27 protein-coding genes are annotated in these 24879 nt (G+C 67.8%); 11 read left to right on the forward strand and 16 right to left on the reverse strand.

From position 1 onward, the window contains the following. The first annotated feature begins 41 nt into the window (after positions 1 to 41). Positions 42 to 1694: an ATP-binding protein gene (locus tag ACQPYH_RS05835; protein WP_432887667.1), complete on the forward strand. Its 1653-nt coding sequence runs from the start codon at positions 42 to 44 to the stop codon at positions 1692 to 1694. Further along, positions 1691 to 2356: a response regulator gene (locus ACQPYH_RS05840; RefSeq protein ID WP_432887670.1), complete on the forward strand. Its 666-nt coding sequence runs from the start codon at positions 1691 to 1693 to the stop codon at positions 2354 to 2356. The genes ACQPYH_RS05835 and ACQPYH_RS05840 overlap by 4 nt, the downstream gene beginning before the upstream one ends. A gap of 105 nt (positions 2357 to 2461) precedes the next feature. On the opposite strand, the gene ACQPYH_RS05845 is transcribed toward ACQPYH_RS05840, so the two are convergent. Genes ACQPYH_RS05845 through ACQPYH_RS05855 form a run of 3 tightly spaced genes read right to left on the reverse strand, consistent with a single transcriptional unit; the run spans position 2462 to position 4015 of the window. After that, positions 2462 to 3016: a DinB family protein gene (locus tag ACQPYH_RS05845; RefSeq protein WP_432887672.1), complete on the reverse strand. Its 555-nt coding sequence runs from the start codon at positions 3014 to 3016 to the stop codon at positions 2462 to 2464. Beyond that, positions 3013 to 3537: a gamma carbonic anhydrase family protein gene (locus ACQPYH_RS05850; protein ID WP_432887674.1), complete on the reverse strand. Its 525-nt coding sequence runs from the start codon at positions 3535 to 3537 to the stop codon at positions 3013 to 3015. The genes ACQPYH_RS05845 and ACQPYH_RS05850 overlap by 4 nt, the downstream gene beginning before the upstream one ends. A gap of 19 nt (positions 3538 to 3556) precedes the next feature. Further along, positions 3557 to 4015, reverse strand: a complete 459-nt coding sequence (locus ACQPYH_RS05855) for a T6SS immunity protein Tdi1 domain-containing protein (RefSeq protein ID WP_432887677.1) — start codon at positions 4013 to 4015, stop codon at positions 3557 to 3559. Positions 4016 to 4103: 88 nt separating this feature from the next. On the opposite strand from ACQPYH_RS05855, the gene ACQPYH_RS05860 reads away from it, so the two are divergent. After that, entirely contained in the window at positions 4104 to 4466 is a 363-nt protein-coding gene (locus ACQPYH_RS05860) for a cupin domain-containing protein (RefSeq protein WP_350849483.1), read from the forward strand. Here ACQPYH_RS05860 and ACQPYH_RS05865 read toward each other — a convergent pair whose 3' ends face one another. Beyond that, positions 4467 to 5036: a TetR/AcrR family transcriptional regulator gene (locus tag ACQPYH_RS05865; RefSeq protein WP_432887680.1), complete on the reverse strand. Its 570-nt coding sequence runs from the start codon at positions 5034 to 5036 to the stop codon at positions 4467 to 4469. A 116-nt stretch (positions 5037 to 5152) separates the two neighbouring features. On the opposite strand from ACQPYH_RS05865, the gene ACQPYH_RS05870 reads away from it, so the two are divergent. Next, a complete protein-coding gene (locus ACQPYH_RS05870) occupies positions 5153 to 6532 on the forward strand; it encodes an MFS transporter (protein ID WP_432887683.1) in 1380 nt (459 codons plus the stop codon). Further along, the gene (locus ACQPYH_RS05875) at positions 6522 to 6989 is read left to right on the forward strand and encodes an N-acetyltransferase family protein (RefSeq protein WP_432887686.1); all 468 of its coding nucleotides are present in this window, start codon (positions 6522 to 6524) and stop codon (positions 6987 to 6989) included. The genes ACQPYH_RS05870 and ACQPYH_RS05875 overlap by 11 nt, the downstream gene beginning before the upstream one ends. Here ACQPYH_RS05875 and ACQPYH_RS05880 read toward each other — a convergent pair. Further along, positions 6974 to 7771 (reverse strand): endonuclease/exonuclease/phosphatase family protein, encoded by a 798-nt coding sequence (locus tag ACQPYH_RS05880; RefSeq protein WP_432887689.1) that lies wholly within the window; start codon positions 7769 to 7771, stop codon positions 6974 to 6976. The two genes, ACQPYH_RS05875 and ACQPYH_RS05880, sit on opposite strands and share 16 nt — an antisense overlap. An 89-nt stretch (positions 7772 to 7860) precedes the next feature. Between ACQPYH_RS05880 and ACQPYH_RS05885 the strand changes: the two genes are divergently transcribed. Beyond that, a complete protein-coding gene (locus ACQPYH_RS05885; protein ID WP_432887691.1) occupies positions 7861 to 8700 on the forward strand; it encodes an EamA family transporter in 840 nt (279 codons plus the stop codon). Here ACQPYH_RS05885 and ACQPYH_RS05890 read toward each other — a convergent pair. Both ACQPYH_RS05890 and ACQPYH_RS05895 read right to left on the reverse strand, forming a co-directional pair. Further along, positions 8687 to 9487 carry an SDR family NAD(P)-dependent oxidoreductase gene (locus ACQPYH_RS05890; RefSeq protein ID WP_432887694.1) on the reverse strand — a complete coding sequence of 267 codons (801 nt, stop codon included), beginning with the start codon at positions 9485 to 9487 and terminating at the stop codon, positions 8687 to 8689. The two genes, ACQPYH_RS05885 and ACQPYH_RS05890, sit on opposite strands and share 14 nt — an antisense overlap. Next, a complete protein-coding gene (locus tag ACQPYH_RS05895) occupies positions 9484 to 10812 on the reverse strand; it encodes an FAD-binding oxidoreductase (protein WP_432887696.1) in 1329 nt (442 codons plus the stop codon). The genes ACQPYH_RS05890 and ACQPYH_RS05895 overlap by 4 nt, the downstream gene beginning before the upstream one ends. Positions 10813 to 10988: 176 nt before the next feature. Between ACQPYH_RS05895 and ACQPYH_RS05900 the strand changes: the two genes are divergently transcribed. Further along, positions 10989 to 11645, forward strand: a complete 657-nt coding sequence (locus ACQPYH_RS05900) for a DUF998 domain-containing protein (RefSeq protein ID WP_432887698.1) — start codon at positions 10989 to 10991, stop codon at positions 11643 to 11645. A gap of 41 nt (positions 11646 to 11686) precedes the next feature. Here the strand turns inward: ACQPYH_RS05900 and ACQPYH_RS05905 are convergent, their stop codons facing one another. Together ACQPYH_RS05905 and ACQPYH_RS05910 are read right to left on the reverse strand one after the other, a co-directional pair. Continuing rightward, complete coding sequence (locus tag ACQPYH_RS05905; protein ID WP_432887701.1) at positions 11687 to 12979, reverse strand: esterase-like activity of phytase family protein; 1293 nt, start codon at positions 12977 to 12979, stop codon at positions 11687 to 11689. 85 nt (positions 12980 to 13064) lie between these two features. Further along, positions 13065 to 13553 carry a VOC family protein gene (locus ACQPYH_RS05910; protein ID WP_432887703.1) on the reverse strand — a complete coding sequence of 163 codons (489 nt, stop codon included), beginning with the start codon at positions 13551 to 13553 and terminating at the stop codon, positions 13065 to 13067. A 120-nt stretch (positions 13554 to 13673) separates the two neighbouring features. On the opposite strand from ACQPYH_RS05910, the gene ACQPYH_RS05915 reads away from it, so the two are divergent. Beyond that, positions 13674 to 14333 carry an alpha/beta fold hydrolase gene (locus ACQPYH_RS05915; RefSeq protein WP_432887706.1) on the forward strand — a complete coding sequence of 220 codons (660 nt, stop codon included), beginning with the start codon at positions 13674 to 13676 and terminating at the stop codon, positions 14331 to 14333. Here the strand turns inward: ACQPYH_RS05915 and ACQPYH_RS05920 are convergent. Together ACQPYH_RS05920 and ACQPYH_RS05925 are read right to left on the reverse strand one after the other, a co-directional pair. Next, positions 14322 to 15452: a serine hydrolase domain-containing protein gene (locus tag ACQPYH_RS05920; RefSeq protein WP_432887709.1), complete on the reverse strand. Its 1131-nt coding sequence runs from the start codon at positions 15450 to 15452 to the stop codon at positions 14322 to 14324. The two genes, ACQPYH_RS05915 and ACQPYH_RS05920, sit on opposite strands and share 12 nt — an antisense overlap. 42 nt (positions 15453 to 15494) lie before the next feature. Further along, the gene (locus ACQPYH_RS05925; protein ID WP_432887711.1) at positions 15495 to 18464 is read right to left on the reverse strand and encodes a PQQ-dependent sugar dehydrogenase; all 2970 of its coding nucleotides are present in this window, start codon (positions 18462 to 18464) and stop codon (positions 15495 to 15497) included. Between the two features lie 225 nt (positions 18465 to 18689). On the opposite strand from ACQPYH_RS05925, the gene ACQPYH_RS05930 reads away from it, so the two are divergent. Next, entirely contained in the window at positions 18690 to 19589 is a 900-nt protein-coding gene (locus tag ACQPYH_RS05930; RefSeq protein WP_432887713.1) for a GIY-YIG nuclease family protein, read from the forward strand. A 19-nt stretch (positions 19590 to 19608) separates the two neighbouring features. Further along, complete coding sequence (locus tag ACQPYH_RS05935; protein WP_432887716.1) at positions 19609 to 20268, forward strand: SecDF P1 head subdomain-containing protein; 660 nt, start codon at positions 19609 to 19611, stop codon at positions 20266 to 20268. Here the strand turns inward: ACQPYH_RS05935 and ACQPYH_RS05940 are convergent. The 3 genes from ACQPYH_RS05940 to ACQPYH_RS05950 form a co-directional block, all read right to left on the reverse strand. Continuing rightward, on the reverse strand, positions 20258 to 20977 hold the full coding sequence (locus ACQPYH_RS05940) for a hypothetical protein (RefSeq protein WP_432887718.1): 720 nt from the start codon (positions 20975 to 20977) through the stop codon (positions 20258 to 20260). The genes ACQPYH_RS05935 and ACQPYH_RS05940 overlap by 11 nt on opposite strands. A gap of 1 nt (position 20978) precedes the next feature. Beyond that, positions 20979 to 21503, reverse strand: a complete 525-nt coding sequence (locus ACQPYH_RS05945; protein WP_432887721.1) for a SigE family RNA polymerase sigma factor — start codon at positions 21501 to 21503, stop codon at positions 20979 to 20981. A gap of 76 nt (positions 21504 to 21579) precedes the next feature. After that, the gene (locus tag ACQPYH_RS05950; protein WP_432887723.1) at positions 21580 to 22320 is read right to left on the reverse strand and encodes a TrmH family RNA methyltransferase; all 741 of its coding nucleotides are present in this window, start codon (positions 22318 to 22320) and stop codon (positions 21580 to 21582) included. Between the two features lie 176 nt (positions 22321 to 22496). Between ACQPYH_RS05950 and ACQPYH_RS05955 the strand changes: the two genes are divergently transcribed. Continuing rightward, positions 22497 to 23051, forward strand: coding sequence for an AMIN-like domain-containing (lipo)protein (locus ACQPYH_RS05955; protein WP_432887726.1), 555 nt, complete (start codon positions 22497 to 22499; stop codon positions 23049 to 23051). 71 nt (positions 23052 to 23122) lie between these two features. Here ACQPYH_RS05955 and ACQPYH_RS05960 read toward each other — a convergent pair whose 3' ends face one another. Together ACQPYH_RS05960 and ACQPYH_RS05965 are read right to left on the reverse strand one after the other, a co-directional pair. After that, positions 23123 to 23413 (reverse strand): DUF4287 domain-containing protein, encoded by a 291-nt coding sequence (locus ACQPYH_RS05960; protein ID WP_432887729.1) that lies wholly within the window; start codon positions 23411 to 23413, stop codon positions 23123 to 23125. Between the two features lie 49 nt (positions 23414 to 23462). Continuing rightward, positions 23463 to 24875 (reverse strand): pyridoxal phosphate-dependent decarboxylase family protein, encoded by a 1413-nt coding sequence (locus ACQPYH_RS05965; protein WP_432887732.1) that lies wholly within the window; start codon positions 24873 to 24875, stop codon positions 23463 to 23465. Positions 24876 to 24879: the final 4 nt, after the last annotated feature.

The following is a 24879-nucleotide window of genomic DNA, read 5'->3' on the forward strand; positions in this document are numbered from 1 at the left end:
CTGCAACGGTGATCATGCGGCAGGACCTATGGGAGGTGAAGATGGCCGTCAGGCTCGGGAAACGTCCGACTTTGGCCGGGCAGCTGCTGGTGCTGCAACTGGCGATCGTCGTGGTCGTGCTCGTCGCCGTCGCCGCGGTCTCACTCGCCCAGTCCGCCGCCACGTTCAACCGGGTCGAGGGCCGTCGGGTGACCGCGCTGGCCGAGCAGCTCTCCGGGAGCCAGACGCTCCGGTTCGGCATCCGCCATCCCGCCCCGGCGGAGGTCCTCGCACCGTTGCTCCAGACAACGTTGACGCAGTCCGGCGTCACCTCGATCACGGTCGCCGACGCCCAGGGTCGGATCATCGCTGCCACGAACCCCACCACGATCGGCAGCTCACTGACACTCGGTGATCCCTGGGTGGCGCAAGGCCGTGGCTGGTCCGGCGAGTTGCGCCTCGGAGACGGGAAAGAGCTGGTCTCACAGGTCCCTGTGCTCAGCCAGGGCACGGATTCGAGCGGTCGTCCGGACGGGACGCTCGGCGATCACATCGGCACCGTGATGGTCGGCGAGCAGGCTCCGACGATCTGGCAACGGTTGCGCGGCGCATCGTCGTACCTGGCGATCTATCTCGGAATCGCCTGTGTGCTCGGGCTGCTCGGGTCGTGGTTGCTGGCCCGCCGGATCAAGCGGCAGACGCTCGGGCTCGAACCGCGCGAGATCGCCGGTCTCGCCGAGCACCGGGAGGCGATGCTGTACGGGCTGGCCGAGGGAGTCGTTGCCTTGGACCCCCATTTGCGCGTGACACTGGTGAACGATGTCGGCCGCCGGCTGCTCGACCTGCCTGCGAGCGCCGTCGGCCGGAGTCTGGACGATCTCGGGATCGAGGGCCGGCTCCGCGACGTGCTCGCCGGCGAGGACGAGGCGCGCGACGCGGTCGTCGTACGGCGTGGGCGCGTGCTCGTGATGAACCGGATGGAGGTCACGAAGGACGGGCGGTCGCTCGGGTCGGTGACGACGTTGCGCGACCGGACCGAGCTGGCGCAGCTGGAGCGGGAGCTGGGGTCGTTCCGTTCGTCCGCCGAGTTGCTGCGGGCGCAGACGCACGAGTTCGCGAACCAGCTGCACACGATCTCCGGGCTGATCCAGATCGGGGAGTACGACGAGGTTGTCAGGTACGTCGGTGCGCTCAACCGGTACCGTGAGTCGCTCGACCTGACCGTGACCCGGCGGGTCCACGACACCGCGGTCGCCGCCCTGCTGATGGCGAAGTCCTCCCTCGCGGCCGAACGCCGCGTCGAGCTCCGCGTGTCTGAACGTACGACGCTGCTGCGGCTCGACCCTGCGTTGTCCGCCGACGTGGCGACGGTGGTCGGCAACCTCGTCGACAACGCGATCGACGCCGCGGCCCAGTCCGGTACGCCGCTGTCGCCCGCGTGGGTCGAGGTCGAACTGCGACAGGACGCGACCAGCGTGGAGATCGTGGTCCGCGACTCCGGTCCGGGGGTGGCGCCCGAGCTTGCGCAGGAGGTGTTCGCGCACGGGTTCACCACCAAGGCCGCGGCCGAGGGTGAGCGCGGGATCGGTCTCGCGATGACCCGGCTGATCTGCCGCCGGCGCGGCGGCGAGGTCGCGGTCACCAACAACTCCGACGGCGGCGCGGCGTTCGTCGCCCGCATGTCCGCCCAGCGCACGCCCGAGGGAGCCCGATGATCACGGTCCTCGTCGTCGACGACGATTTCATGGTCGCCCGCATCCACCGCGGATTCGTGGATCGCGTGGAAGGCTTCGAAGTCGTCGGTACGGCGAACTCCGGCGATCAGGCCGTCGCGGCGTTGTCCGAGCTTCGCCCTGATCTGGTGCTGCTGGATCTCTACCTGCCAGACGTGTTCGGCATCGAGCTGATCGGCCGCATGCGCGCCGTACAACCGGATGTCGACATCCTCGTCATCACCGCGGCCCGCGAGGCCGACGCGGTCCGTGGCGCCGTACGCCAAGGGGTCGTCAACTACCTGCTGAAACCCTTCGGTTTTGAGGATCTGCGGGTTCGCTTGCAGGAGTACGCCCGCCGCCGCGCGAGCGTCCCCGACGAGGTCACCTCCCAGGCCGACGTCGACCGGGTCCTCGCGCCCGCCCGCCCAACCGTCAACCGCCTCCCCAAGGGCCTCAGCCAGGAAACCACCGACCTGGTCACCGCCGCCCTCCGCACCACGCCCGAGAACCTCTCGGCTGCCGAATGCGCCGAAAAAGTAGGCATCTCCCGCGTCAGCGCCCGCCGCTACCTGGAGTTCCTCTGCACCCAAGGCCAAGCCCAGGTAACCCTCCGCTACGGCACCACCGGCCGCCCCGAACGCCGCTACCACTGGCGCCCGTGAACGTGCAGGTCGACAGGACGTATACGTCCACTACGAGGGACTACTCGATCGACTGAGCGTGAGCCGCGGGCCAAGTGGACATATACGTCCTGTCGAGCTGCACGCTCACGACCTGTGGGTGCGGGCGGCTTGCTCGATCTTGTGGTGGTGGGCTTCCCAGTCGACGTCTGGTGAGCCGGTGGGGGCGCCTAGTTGTTCGCGGAGGATGTCGGCGTGGCCTGTGTGGCGGTTGGTTTCGGCTACTACGTGGACCAGGATGTTGAGGAGTTTGACGTTGGGGCGCGGCCACCACGGGACGAATCCGGGGGCGTCGATCGGGAGGGCGTCGATGGTGGTATCGGCGTACTCGCAGGCGCGTTGGTACGCCGCGATCACGTCGGCGCGGGACTCGTGTTCGCGGACCCACATGTGGTCGTGGTTCGCGTAGCCGGGGTCGTCGAAGGTCGGGATCGGCTCCGGGTACGGGCGGTCGAAGATCTCCCCGAAGTACCGGGCCTCGGTGAGGGCGAGGTGCTTCACGAGGCCGAGGAGGTTCGTGCCGGTTCGGGTGAGTGGACGGCGTACGTCGTACTCCGGGAGGCCGTCGAGTGTCGACAGGAGCGACTCGCGCACCCAGCGCAGTTCGTCGTGGAGGTAGGACTTGGCGAACTCGTCGATCATTCTTCTACCTGTTCGATGGTGGCGGCGTGGCGTTCGGCGAGGGCGTGGTAGACGGCGGCGTTGTGGTCGACGAAGAGTTTGGCGGTGCCTTCTAGCGGGACGATCTTCTTCGCGGGGCTGCCCATCGCGACCGATTCCGGTGGGATGACGGCGCCGGGCGTGACTGTGGAGCCGGCCGCTACCAGCGAGCGCTTGCCGACGACTGCCCCATCGAGCACGATCGCGCCGTTGCCGACGAGAGCCTGCTCTCCGATCGTGCAGTCGTGGATGAGGCACTGGTGTCCGACGGTCGCGTTCGGCCCGATCTCGCAGCCGTTGTGCCCGACGTGAATGACCGTGCTGTCCTGGATGTTCGCCCCCGCGCGGATCGTGATCGTCCCCAGATCGGCCCGGATCACCGCGCCGTACCAGATCGACACCCCCGCCTCCACGACCACATCCCCCACCAGCGTGGCAGTCGGTGCGATCCACGCCTCCGGATGCACGGTCGGACGCTTACCTTCAAACGAATACAACGGCATGCGCCACACCTTAAACGGATCAGCTGACGCTGAACCCGGTGATCGGCGTACCAGGCGGCAGGTTGCGGGTCTGGCTGTGGATCTGACCGAGGATGTGCAGCGACACCACGAAGTCCAGCACCTCGATGTTGCCGACCGCGAGCTCGCCGCCGAGCTGCGGAGGATGCGTGAACGAGTACACCTGATCAGGCCCCGGTACGACGCCACGACTCTCCGCGCCGAAGGCCAACCCGGCCAGCAGGTACTGGTCCTGCCCGTCCTCGGTGTTCAGCTCGGCGCGCAACTCGTCCGCGGTCGCCCACGGCCGGGTGAGCGTGCCCTCGAGCGTGTCCAGCCACCAGAACCCGTCGGCTGCCTGGAAGAACACGTCCCCGAACGGCGAGGTGAACGCCGGCGCCTTCCCGCCAAGGTCGAGGAAAGCCCAGGAATCGAGCGCACGCGAGTACTGCTCCGCCGAGAAAGTCCGGGTCAGCTCCATGGCCCGAGGCTAACGTGCACAGGGGTGAAAGGGATTTGAAAGGACCTCCGGCGAGGCTACCGTGACAAGGTCTACCGAGGAGGGTGGCATGACGGAGATCGCGAAATCGGGGGCCGCGGTGATCAACCGGGCCGACGGGCGGGACGACGGGGAGGAGTGGACCGAGAATTACACCCAGTTGCCTGGTGGGGCTGGCGTGTCGTTGATTCTCGAGTCGACCACGAAGGAGGGCGCCGGGCCGCGGCTGCACAAGCATCCGTACGCCGAGACGTTCATCATCCGCCGCGGTACGGCGACGTTCACGGTCGGCACCGAGGAGATCGTCGGCCGGGCCGGCCAGATCCTCGTCGTACCCGCCGATACCCCGCACAAGTTCCGCACCGGCCCCGGCGGCTACGAAGCCGTCCACATCCACGCCAACCCGACCTTCGAGACGATCTGGCTGGAGTAGTCAGACAGGAGCAAACGCGCCCAACAAGGTCGCGGTGATGTACGGCGCGGCCTGGTCTGAGGTGATGCGGCCGGCCTGGAGTTCGCCGGCGGCGCCGTGCATCACGTTGTGCATGACGCTGACCAGCCACGACGTCGGCAGGTCGCTGCGGAAGACGCCTTCGGTGCGACCGCGTTCCAGAAGACGTTCCACCCGCGCCATCGGGTCGGCGTGCAGTTCTTGCACCCGGCCCGGCGGCAGCGCGTCCTGTGCCGCGAGGAGTAGCGCGCGGTACTGGTCGACCAGCTGCCAACTCGACTCGATCAACCGGGCCAGCGCCTCGCGCGGATCGCCGGTCAGATCAACCTGCGCGAGCCTCTCTTCGCCACCAGCGATCGCCTGTACGAACACCGCGTCGACCAGCTCGGCCCGCGACGGGAAGTGACCGTACAGCGTCACCCGTCCGACCCCGGCCGCCTTCGCGATCTCCGACGTACTCGCGGCCGGATCGCGGGTCAGGCACTCCGCCGCCGCGGTCAGGATCGCCGCGATGTTGCGCTGCGCGTCCGCACGCCTGGTGGTCACCGCCATCGACCGCCTCCTCATCTCGAACACCGCTGTACGAATTCCTCTTGTCGAACACCAGTGTACGAGTTACGGTATCGATCTAAACCGTACATACCTGTTCGACTTAAGGATGACGACCGATGACTGAACCCGACCCCCGGCGGTGGCGACTGCTGGGGCTGCTCGCCGTCGCGCAGTTCATGCTGATCCTCGACGTGACCGTGGTCGCGATCGCGCTCCCGAACATCCAGACCGATCTCGGGCTCAGCCGCGAGACCCTCACCTGGGTGGTCAGCGCGTACACGCTGATGTTCGGCGGCCTGATGCTCCTGGGCGGCCGCGCCGCGGACCTCTTCGGCTCGCGCCGCGTCGTACTGACCGGCCTGATCGTCTTCACGCTGGCCTCGCTCGTCACCGGCCTGGCCGGAGGACCCGAAGTCCTCCTCGCCGGCCGCGTCGCCCAAGGTATCGGCGCCGCGATGCTCTCGCCGGCCGCATTGTCCGTCGTCACGAAGACGTTCGACGGCGACGAGCGCAACAAGGCACTCGGCATCTGGTCCGCGATGGGCGGTGGCGGCGCCGCGATCGGCGTACTGCTCGGCGGTCTGCTCACTGCCGGCCCCGGCTGGCAGTGGGTCTTCTACATCAACCTGCCGATCGGCGTGATCGTGTTCGTCCTCCTGCTCCGGATGCTCCCCGTTGATCGCCCGAGCGGGTCGCAGGGCCGTCTCGACGTACCAGGCGCCCTTCTCGTCACAGCAGGCACGGGTACGGCGATCTACGCGCTCATCAACGCCGGCGACCGCGGCTGGCTCTCAGCCGCAACCCTCGGCACGCTGGCCGGCGCCCTCGTCCTGTACGGCGTCTTCGCGTGGGTGCAGCGCTCAGTCAGGTCACCGCTGATGGATCTCCGGATCCTCACCCGCCGACCCGTTGCCGCAGGCACCTTCATGTTGCTGATCGCAACGGCTCTGATGATCTCGATGTTCTTCCTCGGATCCTTCTATCTCCAACACTTCAAGCAGTACGGCGCTCTGCGTACCGGCCTGTTGTTCTTGCCGGTGGCAATCGCCGCGATCGTCGGCGCGCACCTGGCCGGCCAACTCGTCGGACGCGTCGGCGCACGCCCGGTCGCCGTCGTCGGATTCGCGATCACTGCGATCGGTGTGGCTGTCCCCGCGATCTGGGAGGGTGCTGCCGTGGTCGTGATCGGGATGACCGTCGGGACGGTAGGCCTCGGCGCCGCGTTCGTTGCGTCGTCGACCACGACGTTCGCGCAGATCGACCATCGGGAGGCGGGCCTCGCGTCCGGCATCCTGAGCACGTTCCACGAGTTCGGCGCATCGCTCGGCGTCGCGGTGGCATCGAGTGTGGCGGCGGCCAGTCTCGCCGGCACGGTGTCGACCGGGTTCGCCCGCGGGTTCACGTTCGCCGCGATCACCGCAGCGGTGGCGGCTGTCCTTGCGCTGATCGTCGTACCGGCGTTCAAGCCTTCGACCGGAGGGGTTCATGTCCATTGAGATTCGCCGCGCGGTGGTCGCGGATGCGGGGACGGTGCTGACCATGCTGGGGGAGCTGGCGGCGTACCAGGATCAGCAGCAGTACGTGACAGCGAGCCCGCAGGACTGGCAAGGGTTCCTCGGACGCGAGGAGGTGATCGTGTTGCTGGCAGAGGTGGACGGGGTTGCGGCGGGCTACGTGTCCGCGCTGCGCCGCCCGTACCTGTGGGTCGGTGGCGATCAGCTCGCGCTCGACGACCTGTACGTCCGCGAGCAGTTCCGCGACGCGGGAGTCGGTCGCCGGCTGATGCTCGGCCTCGCCCGGCGCGCGCTGCCGGACCGCCTTCCGATCAGCTGGGGTCTCCGCCTCGAGAACACGGCCGGCTACCGCTTCTACGAACGCCTCGGCGCCAAGCTGGTCACGAAGACCGCGGCCAGCTGGTCCGCAGAGGCATACGAGAGTCAGCTCAGCGAATAGGTGGCCGCGACCGGGAGATGGTCGGAGGCGAAGCTCACCGGAACTGACACCGCGGTCGGCACCAGCTGCGCACTGTGCAGCTGGTAGTCGATCCGCTTGGCAGGCAGCGGCGCCGGGCTGGTCAACCCAAGCCCAAGACCCTTCTCCGGCCAGGTGTCGGTCCAATGCGTGGTCAGCGTCTTCACTTCGGCCGACGTCGGTTGGGCGTTGAAGTCGCCGACCAGCACTGTTGCCTCGGGCGCATCCTTGAGCAAGGCAACGATCGCGTTCACCTGCTCGATCCGCTCGCCGTCGCCCATCGTGGTCAGATGCGTGTCGGCGAAGCGCAACGGCCTACCGTCGACGTCGATCAGCGTCTCGAGCAGACCGCGCTGTTCGCTCCCAGGATGCAGCGGCAGCAGACTGTTGCGCGAGTCAACGATCGGGTACTTCGACAACACCAGCGTCCCGTACTGGCGACGGGGCTTGCCCGGCTCCAGCGGATCCCAGTCGAGGTTGGCGGCGAACACGTAGTTCATCTTCAACCGCGCCGCCAGCCACGCCGGCTGATCGACCCAGTTGCTGCGCGCATCGAAGTACTTGTCGACCTCCTGCAAGCCGACGACCGACGCGCCGGAGGCCTCCACTGTCTTCGCGACCCGCTCGAGATCGAGCTTCCCGTCGACACCCGCGCCGTGGTGGATGTTGAACGTCAGCGTCTTCAGCGGGATGGCCTCCACCTCCGCTTGAGCAGTCAGTGGCGACACGATCAGCAGCAAGGAACTGGCCAGAGCAGCGAACACCACCGCAGTATCACATGTGGAAAGGATCAGGCCCTGGAGCTTACCGAAACGCCATGGCCGTACGGCGTCCTGCTTCCTACCGTGAAGTGATGCGACGGACGGTCCCGCCACAGGCCTATTTCATCGTCAGCGCGGTCTTCCACTACCTCGGGCCCGCGTTCGCGGTGCTGCTGTTCGCGCGGATCGATCCGCTCGGAGTGGCTTGGCTACGGATCGCCGCGGCCGGGCTGATCTTCTCGGTCTGGCGTCGACCGTGGCGGGCCTGGCCGCTCCTGTCCTGGAGCACGCGCCGGCTGGTGATCGCCTGGGGCGCCGTCCTCGCGGTGATGAACTGCTGCTTCTACCTGGCGATCGACCGCATCCCACTCGGCACAGTCGCCGCGGCCGAGTTCGCGCCGGTGATCCTGCTCGCGGCGATCGCCGTGCGCTCGCTGCGAAACCTGCTGGCGCTGGTGCTCGCAGTCGCCGGCGTCTACGTGCTGACCGACATCCGGCTGTCCCACCACTGGATTGGACTGGTCTTCACCGCGCTGAACGCCGTGCTGTTCGCGGCGTACGTCGTGCTGGGCCACCGGATGTCACAAGGCCTGCAGCGGATCGACGGACTCGCACTCGCGATGGGAGTCGCGACCGTGCTCGCCCTCCCCGTCGGCGTACACGCGGCCGTCCCCGCGTTCACCGATCCCGCACTCCTTGCCGCGGCGGTAGGAGTCGGCGTGTGCTCGTCGGTGATCCCGTACGTCGCGGATCAGCTGGCGATGGCACGGTTGAAGCGGTCCACGTTCGCGCTGATGCTTGCGTTGCTGCCCGCCACGGCGACGGTGATCGGTGCCGTCGTACTCCGGCAGTTCCCGCGGCCGGCCGAACTGGCCGCGGTTGCAATCATCGTCGTCGCAGTCGGGCTGCATCGCGAATCTAGATCGCCCTGAGCGACAGCTCCTGCCAGTCCGCCCAGGTCTTCAGCCGGTCCTCGTACGCCTGCTTCACTAGTTCGTAGCCTTGGCCGAAGAACACGTGCAGCGGCGGGTTGGGGGAGTCGGCGAGCTCGAGGATCGCCGGCCCGGCCGCGGCGGGGTCGTCGAAGTTGACCGACGCCACGTAGTCCATGAGCGCCTGGCGCTGGCCGTCGTACAGCGGGTTCGGTGTCGCGGCGACCCCGCCGGTCAGGCCCTCCGTCGCGTACCCGCCGGGCTCGACCACGGTCACCTTGATCCCGAAGCCGGCCACCTCCTGGGCGAGCGCCTCACTCAGTCCCTCGAGCGCCCACTTCGACGCACAGTACCCGCTGCCGAGCAGGAACCCGGTCAGCCCGGCGACCGACGAGATCTGGATGATGTGACCGCTGCCCTGCTCGCGCAGGTACGGCAGCGCTGCCTGCGTGACCCAGACCGGACCGAAGAAGTTCGTCTCGAACTGGTCCCGCAGCTGCTGCTCGGTGAACTCCTCGACCGCGCCCGACAGGCCGTAGCCGGCGTTGTTCACGATCACGTCGAGACGGCCGAAGTGTTCCTTGGCCTGCTCGACGGCCCCGAAGACAGCAGCCTTGTCGGTGACGTCGAGCTCAAGGGGGAGTACTGCGTCGCCGTACGTGTCGACCAGCTCGGTGAGGCTCTTGCGGGCCGTCGCGGCCACCCGGTCCCCACGGGACAGGGCAGCCTCGACGAAGTGGCGACCGAGCCCGCGGGACGAGCCGGTGACGAACCAGACCTTGCTCATTCGGGCCTCACGTTGTGGTTGCCCGCGAACAGGTTGGCCGGGTCGTACTCGCGCTTGACCGCGGCGAGCCGCTCGTACGTCGCCGCCGGGTAGACCGCAGCCACGTCGGCGTCCTCGGCATCGGACAGGAAGTTCGCGTACGCACCGGTGACCTGCGGCGTGAGCTTGTCCCAGAGCGCCTGGCGAGCCGGCTTGGTCGCCTCGACGACCGGTGGCGGGCCGATCGTGGTTGTGGCGAACATCAGCTCCGCCTCACGGTGCGCGTACGCCGTGGCGTCGGCTGCGACCTGCGATACGGCCCCGCCGACGGTGCGGACGGACATGATCGGCGAGCCCTGCGAGGCGCCGGTCTCGGCGAGGATCCGCAGTACCTCCGGGACGGAATCCTTGTCGACAAAGGCACTCCGGGTGATCAGCTGGATGCCGGGCGGCGGGACCACGCCGTCGACCAGGACCTCGGCGTACGGCCGGAGCGCGACGTCGTCGGCGAGCACGGTGCCGAGCTTGCGGATCGGGTCGATGGCCTGCGCGGCGAGCTCCGCGTCGTCGCCGTCGTACGCGAGTTCGATCTCCAGCGGCGCCTCGGGGCCGCCGAGGAACGGGTTGGCGAAGGCCGCGATCGACGTGAGCTCGGCCGGCGCGGTGCGCTGGTAGGCCGCCCAGCCCTGGAGTACCTCGGCGATCTCGTTCGCCGGGAAGGCGATCTTGCCGAAGTAGATGTCGGTCGTCGGGTGCGCCGTGAACTCGAACGCGGTCACGATCCCGAAGTTGCCGCCACCGCCGCGGACCGCCCAGAACAGCTCGGCGTTCTCGTCCGCCGACGCCCGCACGACGTCACCGGCCGCGGTGACGATCTCGACCGCGACCAGATTGTCCAGCGCCAGACCGTACTTGCGGACCTTCCACCCGATCCCGCCGGACAGCGTCAGCCCGCCGACGCCCACACTCTTGGTGTCACCCGACGAGATCGCCAGCCCGTGCGGGGCCAGCGCGGCCGCAACCTGCCCCCAGGTAGCGCCGCCGCCGATACGTACGACGTGCCGCTCCTTGTCGACGAGCTCGATCCCGGCCAGCTTGCCGAGCTCGATCACCACTCCGCCGTGGTTCGTCCCGAACCCGGCGAACGCGTGCCCGCCGCCACGGACCGCCAGCGGCAGCCCGCTCTCCGCGACATAGGCGACGGCCTTTTGGACATCCTCGACACTCGCCGGCCTGAGGACGTACGCCGGGCTGCCCCCGACCAGCACGGTCCGGCTCGCGGCGTCGTACCCCGCGTCGTCCGGTCCGACGATCTCTCCACCGAATCCTTCGATCTCTGCGTTCATGACGTTCCTTTGCGTTTGTCCTCATCGAACAAACACCTGACGCCGGGACGGCAGGTCATGTGACGTGAACAAACGCACATCACACTTCGCGGGGCTATTTCGTCTGTGGTGTCGAGTCCGGGCGTGGTCGCTCGACGCAGGGGTGACGGATTCCCCCTGTGAAAGGAATTTCTGAGATGACTACTCAAGATGTGACCGTTTCGGCCCGCGGCGTCTCCACCCGTGCCCTGCTCACCGGCGGTGCGATCGCCGGCCCGCTGTACGTCGCGGTGTGGCTCGTGCAGGCGTTCACGCGAGAAGGCTTCGACATCACCCGCCACCCTGCCAGCCTCCTCGCCAACGGCGGGCCGGGCTGGATCCAGACGGCGAACTTCATCGTCAGCGGGTTGCTGTCCATCGCTGGGGCGGTCGGCCTGCGCCGGACGATCTCCGGCCGTGGTCGGGTGTGGGGTCCTTGGCTGGTGGGTGCGTACGGTGTCGGGCTGTTGCTCGCGGCTGGGTTTCCCGCGGACCCGGCGGCCGGCTTCCCGGTCGGCACGCCGGCCGACTACGCCGAGATCAGCGCCCGCGGCATGGGCCACTTCGTTGCCGGCGGCATCGGCTTCTCCGGTCTGATCGCCGGGTGCCTGGTGATCGCGGCGCACTACCGTTCGATCGGTCGCCGCGCGTTCGCCCGGTTCTCCGCCGTCACCGGCATCCTGTTCTTCGGCGCCTTCGCCGGGCTCAGCGCTGGTGCGGGCAGTCGGCCGACGATCATCGCGTTCGACATCGCCGTCGTACTCGGCTGGACCTGGCTCGCCGCGGTCTGCCTCGACAAACGCCGTACGGCATGAAAACAGCCCCCGGGATCTCTCCCGGGGGCTGTTTCTGCAGCTCAGTGCAGGCGGATCGTGACCAGCGTCGTCTCGATGCCGCTGTCGACCAGGTTGCCTGCTGCATCGAACGCCGCAGGTCCGTCGGTCATCCCGAAGTCGTTATCGTTGATGACGACCAGGCTGTCGTGCACGAGCGCGATGCCCTCGATCTTCTTCGGTGCGCCCTTGATCGTGTTCAGGTCGAGGAACAGCTGCTTCTTCAAGACCGGTACGCCGGTCGCGTCGGCTTCGTACGACGGGGTCGTTGCCACGTCGTCCCACTTCGAGCCGAGGATGTTCGCGGACGACCGCAGTACGACGCGCTGCAACCGGGCGGCGTTGTCGGTCCGCTCCTCGACCAGCAGTGTTTCGGGGCCTGCGGCAACGACCGACGAGATCTTCAGCTCGCTGGTGTCGTCCTCACCCGGGTCGACGACGCCGACCGGGTCGAACTGGTACGCGTACTCGGCCGTCAGCTTCCCGCGGTGCGGCGAGAACCGCAGCAGGCGGGTGTTGAGCGACGCCTCGCCGACCTTCTTGCTCGGGTTCGAGAGCGGACTCTGCAGGGCGAGGACCAGGTCGCCGCCCGGCAGTTGGGCCAGACCCTCGAAGCCGCGGTTGATCTTGCGGGTCAGGAAGATCGCCGGCAGCGACTCGATCACCGGGTAGTCGGCGCCCTTGAGGTTCAGGCCCTTCGGGACGTACCGCGCGAGCACCTGCCCGCGGCCCGACACGTGCACGAGCGACGGGCTGTACTCGTCGACCAGCCAGAACGTCCCGTCGTTCGCCCGGACGATGCCTTCGGTGTCGAGGCCGTTCGGGTTGATGCCGAGACGCGTGGAGGCGTCGAAGTTGTACGGGAGCTCGTCGCGGCTCTCCTGGTTGGACAGGCCGGTGACGGGCTTGCCGTGCCGGGTGGTGATCGGGATCGCGTCGATCACCTTCAGCTTCTTGCCGTCGACCTTCACCTTCACGATCGCCGGGTCGAAGCCCGGCACCGGGAACGTCCGCCGGTTCACATCGTCGATCTTGATCTGCCCGTTCGGCCCGCGGTCCGTCACGGTCCAGAACTCACCGCTCTTACCGGCCGGGAAGATGTCACTCCCGATCCCGCCGAGGTCGACCTTCCGGTCGTTGTCCACGGACCCGCGGATCAACCCGTTGGAGAACTTCGCCAAGGAGATGTCCGGCAACGTCGCCGTCCCCACCACCTTCGGCCCACGATCACCGGCCACGGCGGTCTGCGCCGTACCACCCACCAGCGCAGCAACCCCGACCAGCGAAGCCGCCACCACCCACTTACCACGAGACATGCGAACTCCCCTCACAGACGTCCCCGCGACCCTCGCCCGGCCGCGTGAACGTCACGTGAACACCACCCAAGACCTACTGAAAGGCTCAGGCGCGGGAACGCATTTCGGTGGCGAACGACTCTTGGAGGCGGCGCATGGCGGCGGCTTCTTGTGGGTCGGCGAAGAGGGTGGGGAGGTCGGCGGGGTTTACGTCGTAGAGGTGGGTTTGGATCCACCAGATGTTGCCGGCGGGGTCCTTGATGCGGGCGCCGCGGTCGCCGACGATTCTCGAGGTCGTCAGTTCGGTGACGATGGTTGCGCCGGCGGCGATGGCGCGGTCGACCGTCGCGTCGGCGTCGTCGACGAAGACGCTGAGGAAGCTCGGGGTGTCCGGCCAGTCGGGCTGGGAGTCGAAGGCCATCACTACCGAGTCGCCGATGGTGATCTCGGCGTGGCCGATCGTGCCGTCCTCGTTGGGGACGGCGAAGGCCGGCTGGGTGCCGAACGCCTCCTGCACGAACTCGAGCCAGGCCGCGGCCCCACGAACGGCCACATACGGAGTAACAGTCGACTTACCACCGGGATATTTGCTCATGGGTCTACTCTGCTCGCAGTAGTGGTCAGCTCCTGTCCTCTATTCAACACTGGCGGCCAACGGGCATCAGTTGGCTTCGTAGCGGTAGCAAGCCACGCGCGGATCTTGTGAGATTGCCTCATGACGACGTTCGTGCTGGTTCCCGGTGGCTGGAAGGGCTCGTGGGCTTATGAGGCGGTGGTTCCGCTGTTGGAGGGGCATGAGGTCCATGCGCTGACGCTCACCGGGCTGCGACCGGACGACGACGAGGCGACGGTCGCGACGGCCAACCTCGACACGCACACCGACGACGTACTGCGGTTGCTCGATCGCGCCGACCTCACCGACGTGACGCTGGTCGGGCACAGCTATGCCGGGATGGTGATCACGGCCGCCGCGGATCGCGCAGCAGACCGGATCTCGCGAGTGGTGCATCTCGACGCCTTCGTACCGCACGACGGCGAGTCGTGGTGGACGTTGACGAACGACTACTTCCACCAAGTCGCGACGGCCGGTGCCGCGACCAGCGGGTACGCCGTACGCCCGCCGGGCGACAAAGATCCCCGTCGCCGTCCTCAACCGCTCGCCTCGTTCATGCAGGCGATCCGGCTCACCGGCAAGGTCGACGAGATCCCTCGCCGGGACTTCGTCTACTGCACGGGGTGGGAGGACCAGACGCCGTTCGCCGAGCTCCACGCCCGGCTCCAGGCCGATCCTGCCTGGCAGGTCCACGTCGTCCCGACCGGCCACAACGTGATGAACGAGGCCCCGGAATTCGTCGCGAAGCTCCTACTCAGCTAGGCAGGTGCGAACGGCGTCGACCAGGCGGGCCGAGCGGGCGTCGCCGTGGCCCACCATCCTGTTGGCGGTGTACGCGAAGGCGATGCCGTGCTCGTCGTCGCCGAAGGCGAACTGGCCGCCCGCGCCGTCGTTCGCGAGGCTGCGCGGACCGAGGGTCGGGCGGAAGGGTGAGTCCAACAGGAAGCCGGATCCCCAACGAGCGCCGGCGTCGAAGCCCAAGTAGCTCGTTCCGGCGGAGACCTCGCGCGCCGCATCGTTGATCGTGTCGCGCGACAGCAGCGGATCCGCACCGTCGAGCCCGGTGATCGCCGCGGCGTACACACCGGCAAGGCCTGTTGCGGAGGCCACGGCACCGGCGCCGGGCAGCTCCATCGCAAGCAGCGCGGGATCGTTCCAGCCGTGCGGCTCGTCGATACCGGGGAACACCAAAGCCCCGTTCATCGTCACGATCCGCATCAACAGGTGCTCGGGATCCAACGCCGGCGGACGCCCCTCGGCCTCCTCGAGCCGAGCCAAGTTCGGCAACTCGGAAGCAGGCAATCCGATCCAGGCCCGCAACCCGAGCGGCTCACCGATGACGGTCCGGAAGTATGCCCCCGGCAACTGTCCGGTCAGCCGGCGCACCACCTCGCCGAGCGCGAACCCGAACACATGCCCGTGATACTCGTACGTCGTCCCCGGCTCCCAGAGCGGCTTCTGCTCCTCGACCGCGGTGATCACCGGCGTCCACGCCGCAATCTCCTCGAACGACGGCGTCGCGTCCAGCACCGGGATCCCGGCCCGATGCCCGAGCACCATCCGGCACGTGATCGCCTCCTTGCCGTTAGCAACGAACGAAGGCCAGTAGGTCCCGATCGGCTCGTCGAGCGACAACTTCCCCGACTGAGCCAGCAGATGTACGACGACGCTCACCAGCCCCTTGGCACACGAGAACACCGGTACGACGGTGTCCTGCGACCACGGCCGCCCCGGCGCGGCATCACCGTCCCAGAGCTCGACCACCTTGCGCCCACCGGCGTACACCGTGACGGCCGCGCCCAGCTCCGGGAACAGCGAGAAGTTCTCCGCGAAGGTGTCCGCGACCGCGCCGTACCCCTCGTCCACCCAACCCTTGCTCATACAGCAGACGATAGGTCCGACGCGATCGTCACAACGACTGAATTACGGCAGCACCCACTTCTGGCCGAGCCCGGTGGTGCAGGTCGCGAGGATCAGTTTGGTGCCGTTGGCGCTCAAACCGCCAGCGGCATTCAGACACAGGCCGGATGCTGCGTTGACCAACGTGCCGTTGGTCTGCGGCGTCCAGCGTTGGCCGGGTGAACCGTCGCAGCTCCACAACACCGCCGGGGTGTTGAGCGTGGCCGTGCGAGCCGACAGGCACTTGCCCATCGTGCGCACGGTCCCGTCCTCGAGCGACGGCGTCCACAGCTGGTTCGCCGACGACTTGCAGGTGTAGAGCGTCGTCGGCGTACCGTCCGCGCTCGCGGCCTGGTAGACGTCGATGCACTTGCCCCCGATCCCGGTCACGAGCCCCGTGTCCTGGAAGACCCCGAACTCCCACAGCGAGTAGTAGCTGCCGGCAACAGCACGCTTCGTCGCGTTGATCCGCACGTACCGCGCGTAGTTCGGCGAGAACACGAGGCTGTCGCTCCCGCCGTCACCGCTGACCGTCGACGCGACGGTCTTCCACGTCCGTCCGCTCCCGGACACCTGGATCTGGTACGACTTCGCGTACGCCGTCGACAACCAGTTCAGCAGCACCCGGTTGACCACCTGCACCGATCCCAGATCGATCCGGAGCCACTGCGGATCGGTCCGCGCACTCGACCACGCCGTCGCCATCGAATTGTCGACGGCCTTCGACGCCTCCCGCCCCGCGATATAGGTGCTAGAGGCAAGCGCCGGTCGACCGCGGGCCAGGTTCCGCTTCGCGCCGTACGACGCCGTGTACGTCGCGGTCGCTGCCGGTGCGACGAGGTTGTGATCGCGCGCACCGCCGTCCGACCACGACGCGAACCGGTACAGCTGATTCGCCGAAGCCTGCGTCGGTTCCGCGGACACCGAGACACTCGACCCGACGATCACCGTGGAGGTGAACGGGGTCTTCGCCGTCGTGTTCAGCGAGGTCAACGGCAACCCGGCAGGCGACGAGGCGAGTCTCAGCCCGACCGTCTTCGGATCGAGCCGCACGCTCTTCGTGTCGGTCAGCCCTTGCGCATCCGTCGCCGTCAGCTTCAGCTCGAGGTACGACGGGTACTCGTGATCCGGCGCCGTGAACGTACCGCTGGCCCCGGTCATCGACGTGATCGTGTGCGTGTGGCAGTCGCTCGGACAGTGATGCATGATCAGCGTCCACGTCAGCGCCGACGCGGGCAATGTCCCTTGCTCCGGATCGGTCGCCGAGCCCGAGAAGCTGATCGTGTCCCCGACCTTCCACGTCGTCGCCGGACCGGGTGACGTGATCAGCGCGGTCGGCGCCGTATTCGCCACGTTGATCTGCATCGACGTCGCACCGGTCGTATGACCGTCAGACACCTTCAACCGCGCGACGACTTCTCCCGCCGTCGTATAGGTGTGCTGGACAGTCGCGGCTGTCGAGTCGTCGTACACGCCGTCGCCGTCCAGGTCCCAGGCGTACGTCAACGCGTCGCCATCGGCGTCGTTGGAGGCAGTCCCGTCGAACGTCACGGTCAACGGCGTCGGCCCGCTCGACGGGTCCGCGTGGATGACCGCGGTCGGCGGATTGTTGGTCGCGTCGTACACGTAGCGCAGGATCCGCCCGTTGTCGTAGTCGACGGCGAACATGTCCCCGCCGGGACCGACCTGCAGTTTGGTCGCGCCGTACCCCGAGGCGAACGTCTGGATCTTCGCGGGATCCGGCAGACCGTTCGCGCCCGGCATCATCGCCCAGACGCAGTGGCGGCTGTAGTCCGCGAAGAACAGCGAGCCGTTGTACTCCGCCGGGTAGTTCCCGCTGCCGTAGAACTGCATCCCGGAGATCGACGAGCTGCCGACGGTGCAGGATTCGCCGGTCGCGATGTGGTCGGTGTGCTTGTACGCGTAGTACGGCGATGCGACCGCGGACGGGCCGGCGGCGTACAGGTTCTCGCAGAGGTTGACGTTGATCGCGTCGTACCCCGGTTGGCGGCCCGCACCTTCGTAGCAGGGCCAGCCGAAGTTCGTGACCTTTGCCGTCGGGTCGACGATCCGGTCGATCTCCTCCCAGGTCGAGTAGCCGACGTCGCCGATCCACATCTCCTTGGTTCCCGGGCGGAACGTGAACCGCATCGGGTTGCGCAGGCCGTTCGCGACGATGCGGCGCGTGTTCAGGTCCGCACTGCTCAACGCCGGGTTGCCGGGCGCCGCCTGACCGGTGTCGGGATCGATGCGGATGATCGAGCCGTCGAGGCCGGTCGGATCGCCGGTCGTCCGTACGTCCTGCGCCCGGAGTGCTCCGCCTTCGGCGGTCGGCGGTGTCAGCGTCGTACCGACGGCCGCAGGCCCATCACCACAAGGGTTGTCGGGCGTGAGGTCGGACGACGGGTAGCTGTCCTGGCCGTAGTCGACGTAGTTGAAGCTCCCGCCGTCACCGCCGCCGGCGTACAGCATGCCGTCCGGACCGAACTCGATCGAGCCGATCGAGTGGCTCGGGAACACCTGGCACCAGTCCTCGACCAGCACCTGCTCGGCGCCGTTCTCGTTCAGCACCGACAGCCGGGCACTGGCCTGGCAGCCGTCCGCGGTCGGGCCGGGCGGTGAAGGACAGGGGTCGTCGTTGGTGTCCGGCGTACCCCATTTGGGCGTTGGTCCGCCGATCAGTCCGTCGTGCGTGTACAGCACGTAGATGCGTGGATCCGTTGGGAAGTTGGGGTTCAGCGCCATGCCGAGCAGGCCGCGGTCCCAGTAGTTGTAGACCTCGGTGCGCAGATCGGCGTACACGCTCGGTGTCGGATCGTCGAGCGAGTCGAAGACCTTGATCAGTCCGCTCTTCTCGGCGACGAACACGCGGCCGTCGGGCGAGAACGCGACGTTCGTCGGATTCGTCAGCCCGGTGAACACCACCTGCTCGCTGAATCCGGTCGGCGCGACCGCGGCCTGTGCGGGCGCGATCACGGCGAGCGGCAGCAACACCAGTACACACAACGCAGGCAGCGCATGACGCAGCCATGTGGCGGATAACCTCACGAAGCCCCCCAGCCTCCCAAGTCCGGCGCTCGCCCTCACAGCCCCCAACGAGCACTCGGATCGCACGCCAGAATGACTGCCGCGTCCGGCGGTGCGCAACCCCCGATCTGCATTCGTTTCAAACACTCAACCGAATGTCACTCGCCCGGTCGGACCGGGCACACTGGGCTGATGATCAGCAGTGTCCGGGAGTTGCCGACAGTGCCGGGTGTGTACCGTTTCCGCGACGACGCCGGGAAGGTGCTGTATATCGGCCGCGCCCGCAACCTGCGGCGACGTGTGCAGTCGTATTGGGTGAACGTCGGTGACCGTCCGCATCTGACCCGGATGGTACGGCGGATCGCCCGCGTAGAAGGGGTTTCCTGCGATTCCGAACACGAGGCCGCGTGGTTGGAGCGGAATCTGCTCGAGCATTCGAAGCCGCGATGGAACCGGGTTGAGGGCGGCGCGGAGGTCGTGGGCTACATCCGGCTGGGTAGTGCTTCGCGGCCAGGGTTGACGTTCTCGCACACGGTCACCGGTTCGTCGCAGCACTTCGGTCCGTACCTCGGCGGATTGCGGATCCGGCAGGCGATCTCGGGGCTGCATCGGGTGTTGCCGTTGCAATACACAGTCTCCAGCGACGGTTCGGCCGAGGAGTTCGGCCGGCTGTTCGGGGTTGGGCCGGGGGATCGCGAGGCGTTGGCGCGTACTGCGATCGCCGTACTGGAAAGGGATCCGGCCGCGGTGGCGACGTTGCGGGAGGAGCTGGGGCGTCGTCGGGATCGCGCGGCGGCCGGACTGCGGTACGAGTTCGCCGCGAAGGTGCAGGGGGAGATCGAGGCGCTTGACTGGATCGTCGCCGAGCAGAAGGTCGCGTGGCTCGAGCCGCGGGATGCGGACGTGTACGGGTGGGCGGACGGCGTACTCGTACGGTTCGAACTGCGGGCCGGCCGGATGTGCACGTGGACGCAGAGGACGGTGGCTCAAGCGACGGCTCGCGAGCGGGTTGCGGCGACGCCGGAGCTGTGGCGGACGTTTGCCCAGCGGAACGCCGAACTCGCGGCACGCCTGCTCAAGGTGACTTCTTGACTACGTAGCATGTTGTCCCATGACGCAGCCGCCGGTCCCTCCGAACCAGCCGCCGTACCAGCAGGGACCGCCGCCGAACCAACCGCCGCTGCCGCCCCTCTTCCCCTCTCAGCCGCCGCCGAAGCGGTCCCGTGGGCTCGTGGTGCTCGTGAGCGGCCTTGTCCTGCTGCTCGGCGTGATCATCGCGGCCGCCGTCATCGTGATCGTCAACCGCGGCGACGACGGGAAGCAGCCGACCTCCGAGCCCTCTGCTCGCACCAAGCCGTCCGACCCGACCGCGGTCGAGTTCCGTCGCGTCCTCACGGTCAAAGCCGGCACCTGCCCCTCGCCGGCGCCCGCGGGTACGGCGTGCGACGCGAAGGGGATGCGCTACACGCTCGGCAAGGTCGAGCTCGACGGCAGCAACGTCACCGACGTCAAGTCGGCGATCCAGGAGAACGGCGCCGGCGGCTGGTATGTCGGCCTGACGCTCGACTCGAAGGGTGCCACGCTGTTCGAGCAGCTGACCGCTGCCCTTGCCAAGCAGACCCCGCCCGCGAACCAGTTGGCGATCGTGGTCCGCGGCCAGGTCGTCACCGCCCCGAGCGTCCAGTCGGCGATCGCCGGCGGCAAGATCGAGATCTCCGGCGGCTACACCCGCGACAGCGCCGAAGAACTCGCCACCAAGATCACCGGCTAGCCGCGACGTACTCCGCCTTGCCGGCGTACTTGAACCGGACGATCGCGTGCGGAGCCGGCCCCGGCCAGGGCGAATGCTCCACGCGGCGGTAGACGAAGTACCCGTCCTTGACCTTCGCGACTCCGACAAACCCGTCGGCAGTCTCGACTGTCACGCGCGGGGGAGTCCCGGCCGGCACCGCGCCGAACACAGTCGTCACACTCGAGCCAGGTTTCGCGCCGCGCCCTTCCGCGGCGCCCTTGCGCAGCACGATCTTCGTGCTGCCTGGTACGACGGAGTGTTTCGCCCCGTTGCCCCACTCGGTCGTGCAGAACGCCACGCTGCTCTTCGATCGCCGCACGACCGACATCCCGAACGTGTCCTGCGCGTACAGGACGACCGGCCAATTCCAGGCTGTGGCGCCTACACCGTCCGCAGTCGTGCAGAGGCCTGTACTGCCACCAGGCCCCACCGACGGTAGCCCGAGCGGCGTCTGGCTCGGTGTCCGCACCGGAGCGACGGGTTCTTCGCTGGATCGGCTGATCGTTCCGACAGCAATCGTGGTCGCACCCGCCACCACAGCAACCGCGGCGGCTGTCGCGATCGCCGTCGCCACTCGACGTCGCCGTGCCTGCCGACGACCGGTCTGCACTAGCGCGTCCACGTCGGGCACGTACGGCGCCTGCGCGTCGACGGCCTCGGTCATCAGGTCCTTGAGCTGGTTCGTCATGTCAGCCTCCCAGTTCGGCGAGGTCGAAGTCGGCGAGCGCCGGATGCAGGCGCAGCTTGTCGAGCGCACGCATCGTCTGGCTCTTCACGGTTCCCGGCCGGCAGCCCAGTACGTCGGCCGTCTCGTCAACGGACAGGTCGTCGAAGTACCGCAGGACGACGCAGGCCCGTTGCCGTTCCGGGAGCTCGGCGAGCGCCTGCGTGATCACTAGGCGCTGCTCGGCGCGGCCGACGTGGTCAGTGGGATCGGTCTCGCCGGTGAAGTAGGTGTCACCGCCGACGAGCTCGGTGCTCGACCGTCGGCGCAGGCCGTCGAGCGTCGCCGAGACGACCACCTTTCGCGCGTAGGTGACGATGCCGCCCTTGCGGGACAGCTTCGGCCAGCGCCGGTAGAGCCGGAGCAGCGCCTCCTGCGTCGCGTCCTCGGCCCGTCGACGGTCCCCGCAGAGCAGGTACGCCGTACGCCACATTGCGTTGGCGTGATGCGTCACGAACGCGGTGTACTCGCGCTCCGCCTCGCTGTCCAACCTGGCCTCCTCAACTCGCGCTGCGCAATAAACGCGTCGTCGCGAGATTCGGTTGCATCAGCGGTTGGTGATTGCGTCAGCGGTTCGTGACCTCGAAGGCGACGATCGCGGCGGCGACGGCGACGTTCAGGGACTCGACGCCGGCGTGCAGCGGGATCTGCAGGTCGGAGTCGGTGGACACGGTGATGCCGTTGGTCTCGCCGCCGAGCACGTAGACGGCGCGCGGGGCGAGCTCGGCCTTGAACAGCGAGTCCTGCGATCGGGCACTCAGGCCGTAGACGTGGTACCCGGCGCTCCGCAGCAGGTCGACCGCCGCCTTCGCGGTGGACGCGTTCACGATCGGCGCCTGGAACGCGATTCCGGCCGATGCCTTGATCACGAGCGGCCCGACGTGCGGCGTACCGGCCTTGGGCAGGATCACCCCGTCGAAGCCGGCGCCGGTCGCCGTACGCAGGATCATGCCGACGTTGCCCGGGTTCGTGACGCCGTCGAGCAGGAACACGTTCGTCGGCCGCTTCCCGCGGGTCCGGACGAACTCCTCCAGCGGCGTCATCCGCGGCGCGTTCACGTCCGCGACGACACCCTGGTCGTGCTTCCCGTTCCCCGCCAGCCACTTCACGCGGCTGGCCGTCGCCCGCTCGACCGGCGTCCCGTACTTCTCCGCGGCCCGCAGGATCTCCTGCATCGACCCGCCGGTCGCGTTGTCCGCCAGCACCACCTTCGCCACCGAGAGCTTCGGATCGTGCAACGCCTCCAACACAGGCTTCCGCCCGTAGACGGTGATCCACTTGTCCCGCGGCGACTTCTTCGATTCCACCCGCCTACGGTACGCCGAACGCCGTCACGGTCCTGCAACGGCGGGTCCCTGCATTTTCAAGCAATTGAATGCCGTCACCCAGAGTTGAATTCCAGGCACCAAAAGATTATCCCGGCAAAATGTCAACTTCCGCCTCCCCGCCAGCATCGAACAGGTGTCTCAAAGGGGGGACCAAAATGAAGCTGTTCCATTCTGTCCGAACCACGATCGCCTTACTCGCGGTGGCAGCAGTTCCAGTTGTCGCCGTACCCGCAACCGCCTCGGCTGCCACCGGTTGCCAGACCGCCTGGGGTTCTTTGCCGGAGGCAAGCAACAGGGTGAGCACCGCCACGCTGGCCACGGTCCGCGCCGGCCGGCACGCCTGCTTCGACCGCGTCGTCTTCGACCTCACGGGCACACCGACTGCCTACAGCGCGCACTATGTTTCGAACGTCTACCGCGACGGCGCCGGCCATCTGGTTCCACTCCGCGGTGGCGCGAAGCTGGAGATCATGCTCGGTGTCCGCGAGTTCGACGATGACGGGCACTGGGCCTTCGAGCCTGCCAACGATTCGGAACTCGCGAACGTCACCGGGTTCCGTACCCTTCGCCAGATCGGGTACGCCGGCAGCAACGAAGGCGCCGCCTGGGTAGGGATCGGCCTGCGTGCCCGTCTGCCGTTCCGCGTGTTCACCCTCGACGGTCCGGGCTCCGGCAGCCGAATCGTCGTCGACATCGCCCATCGATGGTGAAACGCGATAACCACCGCCGTACTGCCGCCCGCATCAGGAATGGCTCGAGGCGTGCGCGGCATTCGCCCCGACTACGCGTTGAGCGGGTTGGTTGCCTTGCCGTCGAGCCACAGCATGTTGCTGGGATCAGAATGGGTGCCGTTGGTGCCGACGTGCTTGTCGCTGATCTGCGGCCCGTTCTTGATCACCTGGACCAGCGCCATCGCGTGCCCGCGGCCGAGGTCGTAGTCCGCCTTGAGCCAGTCGCAGATCACGCCGGCCTTGGCATCTTTGTACCCGCGGCTGACGGCCTCGTCGACCAGCTCCCGCGGGGTCCGGCCGGTCTTCTCTTCGATCTTGTCCAAGTACGCCTGAAACGACATGTCCGTCTCCTCCTGTGATCGTTCGTACGCCAGTGCGTCGAGCGACTACCTAGGAAATCGACAGCTGATCGAAGACTTTCCGTACGGCGGCTGCCGAGCGGTCGATGTCTTCGGGGCCGGTGGTCCAGTTGGAGACCGAGATGCGCATGGCCGCCTTGCCCTGCCAGGTAGTGCCGGACATCCAGCAGGTGCCTTCGTTCTGTACTTCGGTGACCACGCGCCGGGTGATGGCGTCGTCACCGAACCTGACGAGGACCTGGTTGAGCACGACGTCGTTGAGGACCTCCATGTTGTTGGCCCTGAGGTTTTGCGCAAACCGATTCGCCATCGCGTGGCAACGGTCGACGATCTCGGCGATGCCATCACGCCCCAGCGCACGAATGGCGGCGTACACGGGGATGCCGCGTGCCCGGCGCGAGAACTCCGGGTTGTAGTCGAGCGAATCGCGCTCGCCGTTCTCGTCCTGGATCAAGTACGCGGCCCGGATCGACATCGCGGCGCGGTGGGGCTCGGGATGCGCACAGAGCACGATGCCCGAGTCGTACGGCACGTTCAGCCACTTGTGCGCATCGGTCGCCCAGGAATCGGCCCTGTCGATCCCGTCGACTAGTTGCCTGAGGCCCGGACTGACAGCCGCCCACAACCCGAACGCGCCGTCCACGTGAACCCACGCTTGCTGAGCGTGCGCGATCTCGCAGATCTCCGCGATCGGATCAAACGCTCCCGTGTTGACGTTGCCGGCCTGCGCACAAACGATCGTGGGCCTGTTGATCCCGCTGCGGCCCGTGGTCCGGCCGGGATCGGCGTCGAGCGCCCCGGCCAGCGCGTCGGCGCGCATCCTCCCTTGGTCATCCACCGCGATCGGCACGATGCTGTTGGTCCCCAAGCCGAGGAAGCGCAGTGCCCTGTCGATCGTGTCGTGCCGCTCCGCCCCGGCCAGCACCCGGATCGGCGGCGCTCCGATCAGGCCGTCCTGCTCGACGTCCCACCCGGCGCGTCGCAGTACCTCATGCCGTGCGGCCGCCAGCGCCGTGAAGTTCGCCATCTGCGCACCCGTGACGAAACCGACGGAGGTCGTGGGCGGCAGCCCGAAAAGCTCGACCAGCCAGCGCGCGGTGATGTCCTCCACCACGGCCGCGGCGGGCGACGCGGCGTACAGACCCGCGTTCTGATCCCAGACCGTCGTGAGCCAGTCCGCGGCAAGCGACGCCGGCGTGGCGCCCCCGAACACGAACCCGAAGAAGCGCCCACTTCCACTCGGCAACAGTCCGTCATCGACCCCTTTCGCAAGGTGCTCAACAACCTCACGCGGATCCGTCGGCCCGGTCGGCAACGGTCCACCGAGCGCCTCATGGAGCTCTTTTGCTGTCGCCCGCGGACCGACCCGTCGCTCCGGCAGCCCCTCCAGATAGGTCATCGCCCGCTCGTACGCCTCGGACAGCGGCCCCTCCCAATCAACCATTCCT

Origin of the sequence: Kribbella sp. CA-245084, from assembly GCF_050942355.1 — a bacterium.
In the GTDB taxonomy this organism is placed as follows: Bacteria; Actinomycetota; Actinomycetes; order Propionibacteriales; family Kribbellaceae; genus Kribbella.